Here is a 19,124-nt window from a genome sequence, read left to right as displayed (position 1 = left end):
ATACGGGTGCCGCCCCCTTCGGCTGTCGAACGCGCGTACTTTAGGGCGAGGTTGTCCCGGAATGTCGACGGGCGTGTAACAGGGGTTAGGGGAACCTTCGGAAGCGGAAGACCCCCGGCATGAACCACAACACCCCCATCACCCCCCGCCCCCTCCCCCTCTCCTCCCGCACCGGCCGGGCGCAACGCCTCGCGTCGGCCGACCAGTTGAGGTCGCAGGGGATGCCCGCCGCCGAGGTCGCCGCGCACTGCCGGCCGGGCGGCTGGCAGCAGCTGCTGCCGGGCGTGTTCCTGCTGCACCCGGGGCAGCCCACCAGCGAGGACCGACTGAAGGCCGCGCTCCTCTACGCCCGCAGGACCACGGCCGTGCCCGCGCAGGGGCCGGACGCGATGATCACCGGGCTCGCCGCCCTGACCCTGCACCGCTTCTCGTCCGCTCCCCCGCTCACCGCCCTGGAGCGGATCGACGTGCTGGTGCCGCGCACCCGGCGGCTGCGGTCGACGGGCTGGGTGCGGGTGGTGCGCGCGCCCGAGGCACCGGAGCCGGTGGAGCTCACGGGCCTTCCCGTCGCGCCGGTCGCCCGCGCCGTCGCCGACGCGGTGTCGGGCCTCTCGGACGCGGCGACGGTACGCCGGCTGCTCACCGAGGCGGTCCGCGGCGGACACTGCGAACCGGGAGCGGTGGTACGGGAGTTGAACCGGTCCCGGCTGCTGACGCGGCCGCACGTGGTGGACGCGGTGGACGCGCTGCTCGCCGAGGGGCGGTCGCGCTCCGAGGAGCGGCTGTACGAGATGGTGCGGGAGTTCGGCCTGCCGGACCCGCTGTGGAACGTGGACCTGCGGCTGCCGGGCGGCCCGCATCTGGGCGGGGTCGACGCCTACTGGCCGGACCAGGCGGTCGCCGTCGAGCTGGACACCCGGGCCCCGCGGCAGGACGACGACGCGCTCTGGTCCGAGTACACCCGCAAGCGGGAGCACCTGGAGCGGCTCGGCATCACGGTCGTCCACCTCACGCCGCGCAAGCTGCGCGAGGCGATGGACCAGCAGGCCGCCGTGGTCCGCACGGCGCTGATGGCCGCGCCGGACCGGCAGCCCTCCGCGTACGTCGTCGTCCTGCCGCGGTGAGCGGCTACTTCTTCGGCGCGGTGCCGCAGAACTCGGCCTCGACGACCGTCTGGGTGTCGCCCGTCCAGTCGGCGTTGAAGTTGCCGGCGAGGGAGTGCTCGCCGTCGCGGGTCGCCTGGGCCAGGGAGGAGGAGCCGTGGATGCCGCCGCCGTGGCCCCAGATCTCCGTGCCGCAGTCGAGCTTCTGCTTCATGAGCCCCAGGCCGTAACCCACGTTCGGGTAGTCGGGGGAGATCGCGACGGTGGTGGTCATCTCCTTGAGACCGTCCTTCGTGAGGAGCCGGCCCTTGAGCAGGGCCCGGTAGAAGGTCTGCAGGTCCTGGGAGTCGGAGATGATCTCGCCCGCCGCGCCCGCGATGCTCGGGTTGAGGTCGGAGACCTCGTGGACGGGGGCGTTCGGGTCCCGGGAGAGCGTGGAGTACGCCGGGCTGCTGGGCTCCGGCATGGCCGTGCGGGTGCCGGGGACGGTGGTGGCGCGGAGCTTGAGCGGCTTGATGATGCGGTTCTCGACGGCCTTGCCGTAGGAGCGGCCGGTGACCTTCTCGATCACCATGCCGGCGAGGACGAAGTTGGTGTTGGAGTAGTTCCAGGCGGTGCCGGGCGTGAAGTCCGGCCGGTGGCCCATGGCGACGGAGACGAGCTGTGCCGGGGTCCAGGTGTCGTAGCGGTGCTCCAGGAAGCCGGTGCCGAAGACCCGCTCCTGGAAGGCGGGGTCCTCCGTGTAGCTGTAGATGCCGCTGGTGTGGTTGAGCAGCTGGCGGACGGTGATCTTCCGGCCGTCGTGGCCGTTGCCCCGGACGACGCCCGGGAGCCACTTCTCGACCGGGTCGTCCAGGTCGATGCGGCCTTCGGCCTGGAGCTGGAGGAGGACGGTGGCGGTGAAGGTCTTGGTGATGGAGCCGACCCTGAAACGGTCGTTGCCCTTCCGCTCGCCGGCGGTGCCGGTCCACCGGTCGCGGCCGTCGCGGGCCTGGGCGACGGCGCCGGGCACGCCGGCGGCGACGGCGGCCTGGAGTGCCTGCTGGGTGGCCGCGTGGTCCTGCCGGTGCGCCGGTGCCGCGAGGGCGGGCGCGGCGAGGGCGGTGGCGGCGAGGCCCGCCACGAGGGTGGCGGCGACGACGGTGCGTGCGGCTGACATGCGGGGCTCCCCTGGTCGAGTGCTGCGGTGCGCGGTGCGCGGTCGGGGGAGGGGACGGCGGGTGGGTGCGGGAGGTTGATCCCGCTCGTGACGGTTGAGCCGTTTTCGGCCTTCCCTCGGAGGGTCAGCCGTTCGCCGGGTCGCTGAGGGGCGACCGCCCCAGGGGCGGCCGGTCGCGCCAGAGCTGGAGGCCGATGTCGACGAGCTCGACACGGGTCAGGGAGGGCACCGAGTCGAGCGGGAACCAGGCCGCGAGGTCGGTGGAGCCGCCCTCCTCGTTCCGCAGGGAACCGCCGGTGATCCGTGCCTCGTAGAGGATCCGCAGGCCCTGCCAGTCGCCGGGGCCGCCGAGCCTGCGGAGCCGGGAGCGCCGGATGGAGTCGATGCCGAGGAGGGTGGTGGGCTCGGTCAGATAGCCCGTTTCCTCCTCGACCTCGCGGACGACGGTGCGGACGGGGTCCTCGCCGTGGTCCATGCCGCCGCCCGGCAGGGTCCACCGCTTGACCCCGTCCTTCGCGACCCAGCGGGCGAGGAGCACTTCCTCGCCCCGGACGCACACGGCGTAGGCCGCCACCCTCAACTCCTGCTGCATGAAACGAGGTTAGAACCAGTACACGGGATACGTCCGCCCCGTGGCGCGGCCCGCTCCGAGCCCGACGGCGACGAGGAGGAGGGAGGCGAGGGCGAGAAGGCCGATAAACGCCCAGAAGGGCGGGCCCTGCAGGGCGACGATGACGGCCGTGGCCGCCGCGGGCGAGTGCGGGGTGCGGGCGGACATCATCACCCCGAGGGCGAGACCGCCCGCGACGGCGGCGCCCCACAGGCCGGGACCCGCCACCGCGAGGACCGCGAACCCGGTGAGCGCGGAGAGGAGCTGGCCGCCCACCACCGAGCGCGGCTGGGACAGCGGCAGGTCGGGTGCGCCCGCCACCAGGGCCATGCTGGCGGCGAGCGGGGGGATGAGCAGCGGCTCGTGGAGGAGGGTGCCCACCGCCGCCAGGAGGAGGAGGGCGGTCACGCTGGCGGCGGTCGCGGTCAGGAGGACGGCGGGGCGGGGACGGGCAGGGGGCCGGCGGCGGGCGGGCGGCGCTTCGGGGGCGGGTCCGGTGGTGGGCGCTTCGGGGGCGGGCCCGGTCGAGGCGAGAGCGGTCGTGGTCACTGGGCCTCCAGGGGGGCGGGTTCGTGCCGGTGCGGGCGAAGGCCCTGGGTGGGGCGGGTACGACGAGGTCACGGTTCCGTCGGGTTGGCCGGGGAGTATTCCGGGGCCGACCAGCGCAGGGGGCTGCCGGCCGGGATCTCGACGGTGTGGTCGACGCGGAAGCGGGTGACGCGGCCCTCGGGGCCGTACTCGGTGCGCGCGACGCCGCTGAGCTGGAGGGTGGTGCCGGTCTCCCAGTCGAGGAAGAGCAGGCCGGCGCGGCCGTCCGACTCCAGGTTGCCCAGGGTCAGGAACATCGAGTTGCCCGGGTAGTCCCGCCAGCCGAGCTCCCGGGGCCCGTCGACGCGGACGAAGCCCGGCCCGCCGCCGCGGTGGCTCGTGTCGACGCCGTCGGGAGCGGCGGTGGCGATGAAGAAGGTGTCGGCGGCGCGGACGCGGCGCACCTGGTCGGGGGTGAGCGCGTCACCGTGCCGCACGGCGTCCGCCTCGGTGCGGCCCGCGGGATCGGAGCCGTACAGCTCCCGCTTCTGGAGGTACTTCGGGCAGTTGGAGAAGACCTGCTCGGCCTCGATCGTGAAGCCGCGGGCGCTGGGGCGTGCGATGCCGTTGAGGCGCATGCGGCGGCGGGTGCGGGGGTCGAGGGCGATCGTCCCGACGGGGGTGCCGTCGGCGGTGACGGCGTCCGCCAGCGGGTCGCGGGCGGGGACGCCGCCGGCGACGGAGACGGTGCGGGGGCCGGTGGCGCGGGTGAAGCCGGGCGGGCCGGTGAGGAGGCTCGCCCAGACGCGGCCGTCGGGGTCGGCGGCGCCGAGGGCGAGCATGGGCTGCGCTTCCAGGAAGGCTGCGGCGACGGGGCGGATGCCGGGGGTGATGGAGCGGCCCACGTGGTCCGCCAGGTCGCGGACGCCGACGCGCTCTTGCACGGCTAGGGAGCCGGGGTTGAAGGGGTCCATGACAGGCCTCACTGGAGTGCGGGGTCGGTGGGTGCGGGGTCGGTGGGTGCGGGGTCCTGGCGCGGGGGCGCGGTCCGGTTGTGCCCACCCGTTCCGCCCCGGGGCCCCCGGACGGAGGCGGGGGCAGGAACGATTGCCCACAACGGGGGGGCGGTTAGAAGAAGCCGCAGGTCGGGGCCGTCGAGGAGGGGGCTTCGGCGGCTTCGAGGCCCTTGGGGACGGAGATTTCGAGGCGGGTGCCGTCGGGGTCGTGGAAGAAGATGCCGCCGGAGGCGGAGCCTTCGCGGTGGGCGACGAGGCCGTCGTAGGCGAAGGTGGCGCCGCGGGCGGTGAGGGCGGCTTCGGCGGCGCGGACGTGGTCGAGGGACTCGGCCTCGAAGGCGAGGTGGTGGAGGCCGGCGCGGCCGGGGGCGTAGTCGTCGTCGGCCTGCTGCCAGAGGGTGAGGACCAGGGTGCCGTCCTGGCCGAGGAAGGCGAAGCGACTGTCCTCCTCCTTGCCCTCGCCGAGGACGTCGAAGCCGAGGACGTCGGCGTAGAAGGCGAGGGAGCGGTCCAGGTCGGTGACGTTGACGCCGACGTGGTGGGTGGCGAGCTTGCCGATCGCGGACATGGGGGTCCCCCTCTTCGATGTGGCCGCCCCTGCGGGCTAACCTCTTAATTCGACTTTAGAGGTTAGGTGCGAGCGGCGTCAACCGTTCACGTACTCTTGAGGGGTTAGCTCACCGAGGAGGGTGTCCCCATGACCGTCGCCGACCCGCGGCCGCTCGTCGGCGAACCGCTCTCCCTGGACCTGCTCAACACCCGCTGGAACGTGGAGGGGGTCCGGCAGGACCTGCTCTCCGGGATCGAGGGGCTCGCGGTGTGGCTCGCCTCCAACGGCCTGGAGCGGCGGTTCACTGCGGACGCCACCACGCTGCGGCACACCCTCGCCGCCCGGGACGCGCTCACCGGGCTCGTCGACCGCCCCGGCGACCCCGCCGCCACCGCGCGGGTCGACGCGGTCCTCGACCACGGCCGCATCAGGGCCACGCTCACCACCGCGGGCCCCGGCGAGGAGGCCGAGTTCGCGGACCCGTCCTGGGGGCCCGGCTGGGCCGCCGCGCGCGACTACCTCGACCTGCTGCGCACCGCTCCCGACCGGATCCGCGCGTGCGCCCACGAGGCGTGCATCCTGCACTTCTTCGACACCTCGCGGAACGGCACCCGCCGCTGGTGCTCGATGGCGGTCTGCGGAAACCGGGCCAAGGCCTCCCGCCACTACGCCCGCACCAAGGAGGGCTGACCCGCACCGAGGAGGGCCGACCCGCCCGGATCGCGAACTCGCCCCGCTTGGAACGGATTCGTCCGCTGTGGCGGATCCCGGGCGCTGGCGGGTTTGTGCCGTGGCGGCACAACGCCCCCTGACAACTCTCTACAAACCCCTGTCACTTGCGAAAGGCTGAGCGGTCATCCGGCACCGAATTCCGGACCCTCTCCTTTCACCCCCAGGGATGTAGATGACCACCCCCGAAACTCGGAGCTCCATACCCGGACGCTCGACGCCCGGGCACAGGCGTGCGGCGCGCATCGCCGCCGCCGCCGGGCTCGTCGCCGCACTGGTCGCGACCGGCGCCGCGCCCGTGCTCGCCTCCGAAGCCCCGGACACCACTCCCCCGGTCAAGGCCTCGAACCCCGCCGACAAGCTCGGCGCGATCGACGCCCAGCGCCTCACCGAGGCCGAGGCCGGCGGCGAGAAGAACGTCACCGTCCTCGTCGCCACCGCCCCCGGCGCCACCGAGCAGGTCGCCGGCCAGCTCGACGCCGTCCCCGGCGCCTCCGTCGGAAAGCAGCAGGACGCGCTCGGCTACGTGCGCGCCACCCTGCCGACCGCCAAGGCCGCGGCCGCGATCAAGGCCGCCACCCAGCTCTCCTCCGTCCAGTCGATCGACCTCCAGGCCGAGATCCCGCTGGACGACCCGACCCCGGACGCGGGCGCGGCGACGGCTGCCGTCGAGGGCACCACCGTCACCACGACCTACCCGGCCCCGAGCGCGAAGACCCCGGCGAAGAACCCGTACAACCCGTCCCACGAGACGGGCGCGGTCGAGTTCGTCGAGGACCACCCGAAGGCCGACGGCCGCGGCGTGACCATCGGCATCCTGGACTCCGGCGTCGACCTCGGCCACCCGGCCCTGCAGAAGACCACCACCGGCGAGCGCAAGATCGTCGACTGGGTCACCGCCACGGACCCGATCACCGAGGGCGACGCCACCTGGCGCCTGCAGAACGCCCCCGTCGCGGGCCCGGTCTTCACCGGTGCCTCGCAGAGCTGGAAGGCCCCCGAGGGCTCCTTCCAGTTCAGCCGCTTCACCGAGGCGGTCACCGCGGGCGGCGACCCGGCCGGTGACATCAACCGCGACGGCGACACCACCGACGTCTTCGGCATGCTGTACGACCCGGCCGCCGGCACCGTCCGCGTGGACGTCGACCAGAACAACGACTTCACGGACAACGAGCCGATGAAGCCGTACAAGAACGGGTTCCAGGTCGGCTACTTCGGTACCGACGACGCGTCGACCGAGGTCGCCGAGCGGACCCCGTTCGTCGTGGAGATCCGCAAGGACGTCCCGATGGACCCGCTGGGCGGCGTCTGGGTCGGCCAGAAGCGCGACTTCGTCAACATCGGCCTCGTCGAGTCCTCGCACGGCACCCACGTCGCCGGCATCACGGCAGCCAAGGGCCTCTTCGGCGGGAAGATGAACGGCGCCGCCCCCGGCGCGAAGATCGTCTCCTCGCGCGCCTGCACCTGGACCGGCGGCTGCACCAACACCGCCCTCACCGAGGGCATGGTCGACCTCGTGGTCAACCGCGGCGTCGACATCGTGAACATGTCGATCGGCGGCCTGCCCGCGCTCAACGACGGCGACAACGTCCGCTCCCGCCTCTACACGCGCCTCATCGACGAGTACGGCGTGCAGCTGGTGATCTCGGCCGGCAACTCCGGCCCGGGCACCAACACGATCGGCGACCCCGGTCTGGCCGACAAGGTCCTCTCGGTCGGCGCGGCGGTCTCCCAGTCGACCTGGGCCGCCAACTACGGCTCGGCCGTCGAGAAGAAGTACGCCATGTTCCCGTTCTCCTCGCGCGGTCCGCGTGAGGACGGCGGCGCGGCCCCGCTGGTCACCGGCCCGGGTTCGTCCGTGAACACCATCCCGACCTGGCAGGCGGGATCCGGCGTCGCCGAGGCCGGTTACGCGCTTCCCGCCGGCTACGGCATGCTCAACGGCACCTCGATGTCGTCCCCGCAGGTCGCGGGCGCCGGCGCGCTGCTCCTCTCCGCCGCCAAGCAGCGCGGCATCGAGCTCTCCCCGCTGACCCTCCGTACCGCCCTCACCTCGACCGCCCGGCGGATCCCGGGTGTCGCGGCCCACGAGCAGGGCGCCGGCCTCGTCGACATCAACGAGGCGTGGGAGTCGATCAAGGACGGGGCCACCGCCCACTCCTACAAGGTCGAGGCCCCGGTCGACACCGTGATCTTCCCGGCCCCGCACACCGGCACCGGTGTGTACGACCGCGAGGGCGGCCTCAAGGTCGGCCAGAAGAAGGTCTACGACGTCACCGTCACGCGCACGAGCGGCCCGGACCGGCCGATCGAGCACGAGCTGGACCTCAAGTACAACGACGGCACCTTCCGCATCCTGGGCGACGACGAGATCGACCTCCCGCTGAACAAGCCGGTCACCGTCAAGCTGGAGGCCCGCCCCCGCACCGCCGGCGTGCACAGCGTGCTCCTGGAGGCCGACGACGAGCGCACCGAGGGCGTCGACAAGCAGATCCTCGCCACCTCGGTCGTCGCGAGCGACCTGGTCGCCCCCGGCTACGGCTTCTCCGCCTCGGGATCGGTCCAGCGCAACAGCACCAAGTCGTACTTCGTGACGGTGCCGGCGGGCGCCACCTCCCTGGAGGTCGCGATCGGCGGCCTGAAGGAGAAGAGCCAGACCCGGTTCATCGCCATCCACCCGTACGGCGTCCCGGTCGACCCGACCGCGACCACGGGCTGCTACCCGCACTACAACCCGGCCAACACCTGCCGTCCGGACCTGCGCTCCTACGCGAACCCGCAGCCGGGCGTCTGGGAGATCGAGGTCGAGGCGCGCCGCACCTCGCCCGATCTGGACAACCCGTACACGCTGAACGTCGCCGCGCTCGGCGCCTCCTTCGACCCGGCGGTCCAGACCGTCGCCGAGGCGAAGGTCGGCACCCCGTCCGTCGTCGAGTGGACCGTCGCCAACAAGTTCGCCGCCCTCGACGGCAAGCTGAAGGGCGGCTCGCTGGGCTCGGCCAAGGTCGAGACCCCGACGATCCAGCACCACGAGAAGCACACGAAGACCGTCACCATCGGCGAGAGCGTCGAGCGGCTCGACATCGCGATCGGCAACACCTCCGACAAGGCCGCCGACCTCGACCTGACCGTGCTCCTCAACGGCAAGCAGGTCGGCCAGTCGGCCGACGGCGACTCGGAGGAGAGCGTCTCCCTGGTCAAGCCCGCCGCGGGCACGTACACCGTCGTGGTCGACGGATACTCGATCCAGGCCGCGGGCGGCACGACCTACGACTACAAGGACGTGTACTACTCCCCGGCGCTCGGCACCGTCCAGGTGGACGGCGCCAAGACCTACCCGCTGGCCAACGGCGCGAGCACCAAGGTCGCGGCCGAGGTCGTCGTCGGCGGCCCTGCCCCCGAGGGACGCCAGTTCTTCGGCCAGGTCCAGCTGCTCAACGCCCGCGGCACCGTCGCGGGCACCGGCAGCGTCCTGATCGGCGCGGTCACCCCGTAGCACCGTACGAGTGAGGGGGCGGGCGCCGAAACCGGTGCCCGCCCCTTTCGCGTCCCCGTCCCCGTGTGTGATGCGTCCAGGACGCGTCCCGACCCTTGGACAATGGATTGGACAAGGCGGGCGGGGACATACGCATCATGGACCGGCAGCACCCTGCACATACGTACGGAGGAGTCCCCGTGAAGGTCGGAATCGTCGGAGCCACCGGTCAGGTCGGCACAGTCATGCGGAAGATCCTGGCCGAGCGGAACTTCCCCGTGGACGAGCTGCGGCTCTTCGCCTCCGCGCGTTCCGCCGGCACCGTCGTCGACGGGGTCACGGTCGAGGACGCCTCCACCGCCGACTACACCGGCCTGGACATCGTGCTCTTCTCCGCCGGCGGCGCCACCTCCAAGGCCCTCGCCGAGAAGGTCGCCTCGCAGGGCGCCGTCGTGATCGACAACTCCTCCGCCTGGCGCCGCGACCCCGAGGTCCCGCTGGTGGTCTCCGAGGTCAACCCGCACGCGATCAAGGACCGCCCCAAGGGCATCATCGCCAACCCGAACTGCACCACGATGGCCGCCATGCCGGTCCTCAAGCCCCTCCACCAGGAGGCCGGCCTGACCGCGCTGATCGCCACCACCTACCAGGCCGTGTCCGGCTCGGGCGTGGCCGGTGTCGCCGAGCTGCGCACGCAGGCGTGTGCCGTGGCCGAGAACGCCGACCAGCTGGCGTTCGACGGCGAGGCCGTCGAGTTCCCCGAGCCCGCCGTCTACAAGCGCCCGATCGCCTTCAACGTGGTCCCGCTGGCCGGTTCGATCGTCGACGACGGCTCCTTCGAGACCGACGAGGAGCAGAAGCTCCGCAACGAGTCCCGCAAGATCCTGGAGATCCCGGAGCTCAAGGTCTCCGGCACCTGCGTGCGCGTCCCGGTCTTCTCCGGCCACTCCCTCCAGGTCAACGTCCGCTTCGAACGCCCCATCAGCGTCGAGCGCGCCTACGAGCTGCTCGAGGACGCCGAGGGCGTCGTGCTCTCCGAGATCCCGACCCCGCTCCAGGCGGCCGGCAAGGACGCCTCGTACGTCGGGCGCATCCGCGTGGACGAGACCGTCGACAACGGCCTGGCGCTGTTCCTCTCCAACGACAACCTGCGCAAGGGCGCGGCGCTGAACGCCGTGCAGATCGCGGAGCTCGTCGCGGCCGAGCTCAAGGGCTGACCCGAGGCACCTCCGGAGGGGCGGCTTCCCGTTGCGGGGAGCCGCCCCTCCGGCGTGCCCGCGCGTGCCAGAGTGCCTCCATGACCCAGATACCCAGGGGTGCGAACGTCCCGGTGCCCGCGCAGCCCCTCCACGTCGCGGTCAGCTGGCGGACCGGGCACGAGGTGCCCGACGTGGACGTGTCGGCGCTGCTGCTCGGGGCCGGGGAGCGCGTGCGGGGCGACGCCGACCTGGTCTTCTACAACCACGCCGAGCACCCCTCGGGGGCGGTGCGGCACCTGGGGAGGTCGGCGCCGGGCGTGCCCGGCAGCCCGGCCGCCGACTGGATGTGGCTCGACCTCGCGCGCGTGGAGCCGGACGTCGGACGCCTGGTGATCGCCGCCTCCGCCGACGGGGGTGCCTTCGGGCAGGTCCCCGGGCTCGACGTGCGGGTCACGGACGCGTCCGGCAACCCCGTGGCGTACTGCGCGATCGAGAGCGCGACGACGGAGACGGCCTTCGTCTTCGGGGAGTTCTACCGGCACGGCGGCGGCTGGCGGTTCCGCGCGGTCGGCCAGGGGTACGCCTCGGGCCTGGCCGGGCTCGCGACGGAGTTCGGCATCGTGGTGGAGTCCCCGCCGCCGCCGATCCCGGGCCCCGGCTACGTCCCGCCGCCCCCGCCGCCGGCTCCGGCGGCCCCGCCCGTGCCGGTGGCGGACCCGTACGGCGGGGAGTTCCGGCCGGCCGTCTACCAGGGGCGCGGCAAGGAGACCGTGCACTGCGACCCGGCGCTGCCGCCGGGGCACTGGGTGCTCCTGGAGATCGAGTCGTTCCACTCGCTCTCCACCACGATCGAGGCCTGCGACACCTACGGGCGGGCCGAGGAGTTCCTCCTCATGGCGTACGAGGACGACGTCCGCGCCCGGACGGTCGCCCTGGTCCCGCGCGCCCGCCCGCTGACGCTGCGGGTGGAGGCCGACGCGCCCTGGACGCTGCGGGTGCTCCCGCTGTCCCACGCCCGTCGTTTCGACAGCCACGTCGAGGGCCTCGCGCACGATCTGGTGATCTACGACGGGCCGCCCGGGGTGCTCGACTTCGCGCACCACGGGGAGTCGAACTTCACGGTCCACCAGCACACCCCGCCGCGGGACCCGCTCTACGACGACGAGGAGCAGGACCTGCTGGTCAACGAAATCGGGGAGGTCCGGGTGAGCGCCCCGGTGCCGGGTCCCGGGCTGCTGCGGATCAGCGGCGACGGACCATGGAAATGCGCGGTGCGCCGCTGAGCCGGCCCGTGGAAGGATGGCCCAAACGTCACGAAACCGAGGAGTTGACCGGGTGCCTGGCACAAACCTGACCCGTGAAGAGGCTCAGCAGCGGGCAGCACTGCTGACCGTGGACGCGTACGAGGTCGAACTCGACCTCACCGGTGCGCAGGAGGGCGGCACCTACCGGTCCGTCACCACCGTCCGCTTCGATTCCGCAGAGGCCGGCGCCTCGACCTTCATCGACCTCGTCGCGCCCGCCGTCCACGAGGCGGTGCTGAACGGCAAGTCGCTCGACGTCGCGGCCGTCTTCCGCGACTCGCGGATCGCCCTCGACCACCTGGTCGCGGGCCGCAACGAGCTGAAGGTCGTCGCCGACTGCGCGTACACCAACACCGGTGAGGGCCTGCACCGCTTCGTCGACCCGGTCGACGACCAGGCGTACCTGTACACCCAGTTCGAGGTGCCGGACGCGCGGCGGGTCTTCGCCTCCTTCGAGCAGCCCGACCTGAAGGCGACCTTCCAGTTCACCGTGAAGGCCCCGGCCGGCTGGAAGGTCATCTCCAACTCGCCGACGCCCGAGACGCCGAAGGACGACGTCTGGGTCTTCGAGCCGACCCCGCGCATCTCGACGTACATCACCGCGCTGATCGTGGGCCCGTACCACTCGGTGCACTCGTCGTACGAGAAGGACGGCCAGACCGTCCCGCTGGGCATCTACTGCCGTCCGTCGCTGGCCGAGTTCCTGGACGCGGAGCACATCTTCGACGTCACGCGGCAGGGCTTCGACTGGTTCCAGGAGAAGTTCGCGTACGACTACCCGTTCGCGAAGTACGACCAGCTCTTCGTGCCGGAGTTCAACGCGGGCGCGATGGAGAACGCCGGCGCGGTCACCATCCGCGACCAGTACGTCTTCCGCTCGAAGGTGACGGACGCGGCGTACGAGCGGCGGGCCGAGACGATCCTGCACGAGCTCGCCCACATGTGGTTCGGCGACCTCGTGACCATGGAGTGGTGGAACGACCTGTGGCTGAACGAGTCGTTCGCCACCTACACCTCGGTCGCCTGCCAGGCCTCGGTGACGGGCACCCGCTGGCCCAACGCCTGGACGACCTTCGCCAACGCGGAGAAGACCTGGGCCTACCGCCAGGACCAGCTGCCGTCGACGCACCCGATCATGGCCGAGATCAACGACCTGGAGGACGTGCTCGTCAACTTCGACGGGATCACGTACGCCAAGGGCGCGAGCGTCCTGAAGCAGCTCGTCGCCTACGTCGGCCAGGACGAGTTCTTCAAGGGCGTGCAGGCCTACTTCCAGGCGCACGCCTTCGGCAACACGCGCCTGTCCGACCTGCTCGGCGCCCTGGAGGAGACCTCCGGACGCGACCTGAAGACCTGGTCGAAGGCGTGGCTGGAGACGGCCGGCATCAACATCCTCCGCCCCGAGGTCGAGACCGACGAGAACGGTTTCATCACCGCCTTCGCCGTCCGCCAGGAGGCCCCCGCGCTGCCCGCCGGCGCCAAGGGCGAGGCCGTCCTGCGTCCGCACCGCATCGCGATCGGCTTCTACGACCTCGACGACGCCGGCCGGCTGGTCCGCACCGACCGCCTGGAGCTGGACATCGAGGCGGCCGGCCTGACCGCCGTGCCGCAGCTGGTGGGCAAGGCCCGCCCGGCGGTCGTCCTCCTCAACGACGACGACCTGTCGTACGCGAAGGTCCGCCTCGACGAGGTGTCCCTCACCAACGTCACCGCGCACCTCGGCGACTTCGCCGAGTCGCTGCCGCGCGCCCTGTGCTGGGCCTCCGCCTGGGACATGACCCGCGACGGCGAGCTGGCCACCCGCGACTACCTGGCGCTGGTGCTCTCGGGCATCGCCAAGGAGTCCGACATCGGCGTGGTCCAGTCGCTCCAGGGCCAGGTCAAGGCGGCTCTCGACCTGTACGCGGCGCCGGAGTGGCGGGCCGAGGGCCTGGCGCGCTGGGGCACCTTCGCCCAGGAGCAGCTGCGCGCCGCCGAGGGCGGCAGCGACCACCAGCTGGCGTGGGCGCGGGCCTTCTCGGCGACCGCCCGTACGGACGCCGAGCTCGACGTGCTCGCCGGGCTGCTCGACGGCGGCGTGGTGATCGAGGGCCTCGCCGTCGACACCGAGCTGCGCTGGGCGTTCGTGCAGCGGCTGGCGGCCACCGGCCGCTTCGACGAGGCGGAGATCGCCGCCGAGCTGGAGCGCGACCGGACCGCGGCCGGCGAGCGGCACGCGGCGACCGCGCGGGCGGCCCGCCCGACGGAGGCCGCGAAGGCGGAGGCCTGGGCGTCGGTCGTCGAGGACGACAAGCTGGCGAACGCCGTGCAGGAGGCCGTCATCGGCGGCTTCGTCCAGGCCGACCAGCGCGAGCTGATCGCCCCGTACACGGCGAAGTACTTCGCGGCGATCAAGGGCGTCTCGGAGACCCGCAGCCACGAGATGATCCAGCAGATCGTGGTCGGCCTCTACCCGACGCTCCAGGTCTCCCAGGAGACCCTGGACGCGACGGACGCGTGGATCGCGGAGCACAACCCGGTTCCGGCGCTGCGGCGCATGGTGACCGAGTGCCGCGCGGGCATCGAGCGTGCGCTGAAGGCGCAGGCCGCGGACCGCGCGTGACGTCGGTCCGGTGACCGGTGAAGGGGCGCCCTCCCCCGTGGGGGCGCCCCTTCGTCGTGTCAGCCGCCGAGGGCCGCGTACCGGGCGCGCAGGTCGGCCGCGCCCTGCTCCGTGAGCGTGCCGTGGAGGCGCATCCGGGCGACGCCGCCGTCGGGGAAGGCGTCGAGGCGGACGTGGGTGACGACGGCCTGGGCGGGGAGCTTGAAGCGGTGCAGGGTGTCGGGCTGGAGGCGGGTCCTGGGGATGATCTCGAACCACTCCGCGCCGCCCGAGGGGTCGCCGTTGCAGCCCTGGAGGGCGATCCAGCCGGCCGAGTTGCCCTTGAGGTAGGCGGTGTCGATCTCGACGGCGCGGACGGCTCCCTGGGCGGCGAGGCGGAAGCGGACCCAGTCGTTGGTGCCGCGGACCCGGCGGCGCCGGTTCTCCCAGCCGTCGTCCATCTTGCGGGAGGTGCCGGGCAGGATGATCTGGGTGGGCGAGGAGTAGAACCGGTCCGACGCGTCCTCGTACGCACCGCCGTTGAGCACGGCGACGAGGTCGAGGGTGCCGAGGAGTTCGAGCCACTCGGGGTCGGGCACGACCTCGCCGTGGACGCGGAGGCGGGCGATGCCGCCGTCGGGGTGCTGGCAGACCCGGACGTGGGTCCAGCGGCGCTCGGCGTCGATCGGGAAGCCGTTGGCGGCGTGGCCGCGGACGGGGGTGGGCGGGACGAGCTCCTCCCACTTCGCGTCGAGCAGCTCTGCGGGGCCGGGCGAGCCTTCGACGGCGGTGGCCTGGATGCTCACCCGCTGCGGGTAGTTGCCGCGGAAGTGGGCGGTGTCGACGACGATCCCGCGGATGACGCCGGGGGCGCCGAGGCGGACGATCGCCCAGTCGTGGTCCTCGGGGGCGGGGAAGACGTTCTCGGCGTCGGCGCCGCGGCGGCGGCGGGTCTCCCAGCCGTCCATGATCTTGCCCTTGTGGCCGAAGTGCTCCGGGTCGAAGACGGCCGGTTCGCGGACGAGGAGGTTCTCCCGTTCGGCGAAGAACTCGTCGTTGGCGGCCACGACGCCGCCTCCGAGGCGGCGGTCGGCGAGGTCGACGAGCTCGGTGAAGGGGAAGTCGCCGGAGCGGTAGTCGGCGTACGGGTCGCCGCCGGAGTAGGGGGCGGCGTCGTTGGCGTGCGGGTCCTGGTCCCGGCTCGTCTCGAAGGTCATGTCCCGACTCTGCGCCCCGTGGACCCGGGCGGTCCATCGAATGTTTTCGACGATGACGTTCAGTTCTGCTGAACGGTCTCCCGGGCCGCCGCCGCCTGGCGGAGCGCGGCCAGGACCCGGGACACCGCGGGGCCGTCCTCCGCCCCTCGCCGCACCGCCGCGACGACGTGGCGGCGCGGCTGGTCGGCGGAGAGGACGCGCATCACGACGCCGGCCCCGCCCCTGCGTTCGGCCGAGGCCATCCGGGGGACGAGGGCGATCCCCATCCCGGCCTCGACCATGGCGAGGATCGCGGTCCAGCCGGAGGCGCTGTGGGCCTGTTCGGGCACGAAGCCGGCGGCCTCGCACGCGGCGGTGGTGATCTCGGACCAGGGGCCGGAGCCGCCGAAGATCCAGGGCTCGGCGGCGAGGTCGGCGAGCCGCAGCCCGGGGGCGTCGGCGAGCGGGTGGTCGGCGGGCAGGGCCACGTCGAGCGGGTCGGCGAGCAGCGGCACCCGGCTGAACTTGGGGTCGCGCACGGAGGGCGCGTGGGCGGCGAGCGAGAGCGCCAGGTCGACCTGGCCGGCCGCGAGCAGTTCGTACGCCTCCGCCGCCTCGGCCTCCCGGACGCGGACGTCGAGCCCGGGGTGCGCGGTGCGCAGCTGCCGTACGGCGGGGACGACGAGCGCGGGCACCGACGTCGAGAACGCCGCGACCCGCACCTGCCCCGCCTCTCCCCGCAGGTATCCGTCGAGTTCGGCGTCGGCGCGTTCCAGCTGCGCGAAGACGACCTCCGCGTGCCGCAGCACCAGGTGGGCGGCGTCGGTGAGCCGGACCCGGCGGCCCTGGGCCTCCAGGAGGCGCACGCCGAGCTGCCGCGCGAGGTTGGTGAGCTGCTGCGACACGGCCGAGGGGGTCATGAGCAGGGCCTCCGCGGTCGCGGTGACGGTGCCGCGGTCGCGGAGGGTGCGGAGGATATGGAGCTTCTTGATGTCCCACTCGGTCATGGGGCGCAACCTATCCGGCCGGGTCTACCGCGCGGAGCTCAGTGCCACTCCGCCGAGGATGAGGACCATGCTGGCGCCGCCGAGGAGGCCGAGCCGTTCGCCGAGGAGGGCGTACGAGAGGAGGGCGACGCAGACGGGCTGGAGGTAGTACACGATCCCGGCGCGGGCGGCGCCGATCAGGGTGACGGCCTTGTTCCAGGCGAAGAAGGCGACGGCGGAGGAGAGCACGCCGACGTAGACGAGCGGGCCGACGGTGCCGGCGGTCGGTTCGAAGCCGCCCTGGACGGCGAGGCTGATCCCGTACGCCGGGAGGAGCATGAGCGCGCCGAGGGCGAAGGTGGTGAAGAGGAAGGCGAGGCCGCCGAGTTCGGCGGGGCGGCGCTTGAGCAGGGCGCTGTAGGAGGCGAAGCAGACGGCCGCGGCCATGACCCAGAGGTCGCCGGTGGCGAGGTCCGGGGCGAGCGAGCCCTTGCCGACGAGGAGCAGGACGCCGGCGCAGGCGATGAGCATGCCGGTGGTGCGGCGCGGGCCGAGGCGGTTGCCGCCGAGGCGGGCGAAGAGGGCCATGAGGACCGGGGAGGCGGCCATGATCATGCCCATGTTGCCGGCGGAGGTGGCCGTCCCAGCCTGGTTGACCAGGGTGTTGTAGACGGTGATGCCGAGCAGTGCGGCGAGGGTGAGGAAGCGGAGGTGGCGGCGGATCAGGTGCCGCTGCCGCCAGGCCTCGCGGGCGGCGAGGGGGGCGACGGCGAGGAGGGCGACGTTCCAGCGCCAGAACGCCGCCTGGACCGGGGGGACGGTGTCGTGGAGGGCGCGGGCGGCGACGAAGCTGCCGGACCAGACGACGGTGGCGAGGAGTGCCAGGAGCACGCCGAGGCCGGCGCCCTTGGCGGGTGCCGGCCTCTCGGGGGCTGCGGGTTCGGTGACCGCGGGTTCGGTGACCGCGGGTTCGGTGGCGTGGGTGGCGGTGGTGCTGGTCGGGGCGGTGTGGGCGGTGGTCGGGTGGCGGGCGGTGGTCGGCTGCATGCCGCCTACCGTCGCACCCCCGAAACCTCCAGGTCCATCGAAACTTCCTGACCATTCTTTTCAGTGGAACTGAACGTTTCGACGGTCTGCGGGGCCTTCGGCCTCCGGGGGCCCAGCTGGCCCGCCAGGGTGGCGCCGAAGGCGATCAGCATGCCCGCGACCTGCACGGGACCGAGCGCCTGGCCGAGCGCCGCCCAGCCGATGATCGCCGCGGTGATCGGGGAGAGCGGGCCGAGGAAGGTGACCGAGGAGGCGCTGAGCCGCTCGATGCCGCGGAACCAGAGGAAGTAGGAGATCGCGGTGTTGCCGAAGGCGAGGTAGGCGTAGCCGGCCAGGTTGGTGCCGGTCAGGGCCGGCGGAGCGCCCTCGATCAGGAAGGCGATGGGCAGGATGACCAGGCCGCCTGCGGTGAGCTGCCAGCCGGTGAGGGCGAGGGCGCCGACGCCCTCGGGGCGGCCCCAGCGCTTGGTGAAGACGATGCCCGCCGACATGGAGAGGGACGAGAGCAGTCCGGCGACCACGCCGACCGCGTCGAGCGCGGCCCCCGCCTTGAGGACCACCAGGCTGACGCCGAAGGCGGCGACGACGGCGGTGACCAGGGACTTCGCGGTGGGCTTGTCGCCGAGGAAGAGGGCGGCGAGGCCGACGACGAAGAGCGGGCCGACGGATCCGACGACGGCGGCGACACCGCCGGGGAGCCGGTAGGCGGCGAGGAAGAGGAGCGGGAAGAAGGCGCCGATGTTCAGGGCGCCGAGGACCGCGGCCTTGCCCCACCAGGCGCCCTTGGGGAGCTTCCGGGTGAGGGCGAGGAGCAGGAGGCCGGCGGGCAGGGCGCGCATCAGGCCGGTGAAGAGCGGCCGGTCGGGCGGCAGGAACTCGGTGGTCACGAAGTAGGTGGAGCCCCAGGAGATCGGGGCGAGTGCGGTGAGCGCGACGACTGCTGCCTTGCGGGACATGACGGTTCCCCCTGCTGTCGAGTGCCGGACTGGCTTGGCGGTAATTAACTTACCACTAAGCTACTTACTTGCAAGTGGCTTTCTTGCCATCGACCGGAAGGGAAGGGGAAACTGAGGCCATGACGACGCAGAACCCCGGCTACGACGCCGTCGACGCCATCACCGACCAGTGGGCGGCCGTCCGCCCCGACCTGGACACCGTGCCGATGGCCGTCTTCGGCCGGATCTACCGGTTGTCCAACGCCATGCGCGGCAAGGTGGACAAGGCGTACGCGCCCTACGGCATGGCGCTCGGGGAGTTCGACGTGCTCGCCACCCTGCGCAGGTCCGGAGAGCCGTACACGCTCTCGCCGCGCGAGCTGACCGCCACGCTGATGATCACCACCGGCGGCATGACGGGCCGGCTCGACAAGCTGGAGAAGGCCGGGCTGCTCACGCGCAGCCCCGACCCGAACGACCGGCGCGGGCTGCGGGTCACCCTCAGCGAGCGCGGCAGGGAACTGGTGGACCAGGCCGTCGGCGCCGGCCTCGGGGAGCAGAAGGCCGCCCTGACGGCCGCGCTCACCGAGGAGGAGGCGGACCAGCTGGCCGCGCTCCTCCGCAAGCTGCTCGCCACGACCGTCTGACGACGGCGGGCGGCGGGGGCCTCAACGCACGCGAGGGCGCCGCACGGTACGTCGTACCG

The 19,124-nt window shown here is 72.7% G+C and carries 16 protein-coding genes; 7 read left to right on the top strand and 9 right to left on the bottom strand.

Annotation, left to right across the window (positions count from 1 at the left end; translation table 11 throughout):
- Positions 1-119: 119 nt before the first annotated feature.
- Complete coding sequence (locus ACFCY7_RS29780; RefSeq protein WP_376489154.1) at positions 120-1,124, top strand: hypothetical protein; 1,005 nt, start codon at positions 120-122, stop codon at positions 1,122-1,124.
- 4 nt (positions 1,125-1,128) lie between these two features.
- On the opposite strand, the gene ACFCY7_RS29775 is transcribed toward ACFCY7_RS29780, so the two are convergent.
- The 5 genes from ACFCY7_RS29775 to ACFCY7_RS29755 form a co-directional block, all read right to left on the bottom strand.
- On the bottom strand, positions 1,129-2,262 hold the full coding sequence (locus ACFCY7_RS29775) for a serine hydrolase domain-containing protein (protein ID WP_376489153.1): 1,134 nt from the start codon (positions 2,260-2,262) through the stop codon (positions 1,129-1,131).
- Between the two features lie 124 nt (positions 2,263-2,386).
- Entirely contained in the window at positions 2,387-2,854 is a 468-nt protein-coding gene (locus ACFCY7_RS29770; protein WP_376489152.1) for an NUDIX hydrolase, read from the bottom strand.
- 9 nt (positions 2,855-2,863) lie between these two features.
- A complete protein-coding gene (locus ACFCY7_RS29765) occupies positions 2,864-3,421 on the bottom strand; it encodes an HPP family protein (RefSeq protein ID WP_376489151.1) in 558 nt (185 codons plus the stop codon).
- Positions 3,422-3,489: 68 nt separating this feature from the next.
- Positions 3,490-4,374 (bottom strand): pyridoxamine 5'-phosphate oxidase family protein, encoded by an 885-nt coding sequence (locus tag ACFCY7_RS29760; RefSeq protein WP_376489150.1) that lies wholly within the window; start codon positions 4,372-4,374, stop codon positions 3,490-3,492.
- Positions 4,375-4,528: 154 nt separating this feature from the next.
- Positions 4,529-4,984 carry a VOC family protein gene (locus tag ACFCY7_RS29755; RefSeq protein ID WP_376489149.1) on the bottom strand — a complete coding sequence of 152 codons (456 nt, stop codon included), beginning with the start codon at positions 4,982-4,984 and terminating at the stop codon, positions 4,529-4,531.
- Positions 4,985-5,113: 129 nt separating this feature from the next.
- Between ACFCY7_RS29755 and ACFCY7_RS29750 the strand changes: the two genes are divergently transcribed.
- The 5 genes from ACFCY7_RS29750 (at position 5,114) to pepN (ending at position 14,275) form a co-directional block, all read left to right on the top strand.
- Positions 5,114-5,656, top strand: a complete 543-nt coding sequence (locus tag ACFCY7_RS29750; RefSeq protein ID WP_376489148.1) for a CGNR zinc finger domain-containing protein — start codon at positions 5,114-5,116, stop codon at positions 5,654-5,656.
- Positions 5,657-5,870: 214 nt separating this feature from the next.
- Entirely contained in the window at positions 5,871-9,191 is a 3,321-nt protein-coding gene (locus ACFCY7_RS29745) for a S8 family serine peptidase (RefSeq protein ID WP_376489147.1), read from the top strand.
- Positions 9,192-9,370: 179 nt separating this feature from the next.
- A complete protein-coding gene (locus tag ACFCY7_RS29740; RefSeq protein WP_376489146.1) occupies positions 9,371-10,387 on the top strand; it encodes an aspartate-semialdehyde dehydrogenase in 1,017 nt (338 codons plus the stop codon).
- 80 nt (positions 10,388-10,467) lie between these two features.
- Positions 10,468-11,652 (top strand): TerD family protein, encoded by a 1,185-nt coding sequence (locus ACFCY7_RS29735; protein ID WP_376489145.1) that lies wholly within the window; start codon positions 10,468-10,470, stop codon positions 11,650-11,652.
- Positions 11,653-11,704: 52 nt separating this feature from the next.
- Entirely contained in the window at positions 11,705-14,275 is a 2,571-nt protein-coding gene (gene pepN, locus ACFCY7_RS29730; protein ID WP_376489144.1) for an aminopeptidase N, read from the top strand.
- Positions 14,276-14,334: 59 nt separating this feature from the next.
- On the opposite strand, the gene alc is transcribed toward pepN, so the two are convergent.
- Genes alc through ACFCY7_RS29710 form a run of 4 tightly spaced genes read right to left on the bottom strand, consistent with a single transcriptional unit; the run spans position 14,335 to position 18,439 of the window.
- Positions 14,335-15,471 (bottom strand): allantoicase, encoded by a 1,137-nt coding sequence (gene alc, locus ACFCY7_RS29725; RefSeq protein ID WP_376489143.1) that lies wholly within the window; start codon positions 15,469-15,471, stop codon positions 14,335-14,337.
- A 59-nt stretch (positions 15,472-15,530) separates the two neighbouring features.
- Positions 15,531-16,457 carry a LysR family transcriptional regulator gene (locus ACFCY7_RS29720; RefSeq protein ID WP_376489142.1) on the bottom strand — a complete coding sequence of 309 codons (927 nt, stop codon included), beginning with the start codon at positions 16,455-16,457 and terminating at the stop codon, positions 15,531-15,533.
- A gap of 24 nt (positions 16,458-16,481) precedes the next feature.
- Positions 16,482-17,483, bottom strand: coding sequence for a DMT family transporter (locus tag ACFCY7_RS29715; protein ID WP_376489141.1), 1,002 nt, complete (start codon positions 17,481-17,483; stop codon positions 16,482-16,484).
- 5 nt (positions 17,484-17,488) lie between these two features.
- A complete protein-coding gene (locus tag ACFCY7_RS29710; RefSeq protein WP_376489140.1) occupies positions 17,489-18,439 on the bottom strand; it encodes an EamA family transporter in 951 nt (316 codons plus the stop codon).
- Between the two features lie 119 nt (positions 18,440-18,558).
- On the opposite strand from ACFCY7_RS29710, the gene ACFCY7_RS29705 reads away from it, so the two are divergent.
- A complete protein-coding gene (locus ACFCY7_RS29705) occupies positions 18,559-19,065 on the top strand; it encodes a MarR family winged helix-turn-helix transcriptional regulator (RefSeq protein WP_376489139.1) in 507 nt (168 codons plus the stop codon).
- The last annotated feature ends 59 nt before the right edge of the window (positions 19,066-19,124 follow it).

This window comes from Streptomyces sp. NPDC056361 (assembly GCF_042262805.1).
Classification (GTDB): Bacteria; Actinomycetota; Actinomycetes; order Streptomycetales; family Streptomycetaceae; genus Streptomyces.
Note: the sequence above shows the minus strand (reverse complement) of the source record. Positions and strands in the feature narration are given on the sequence as shown.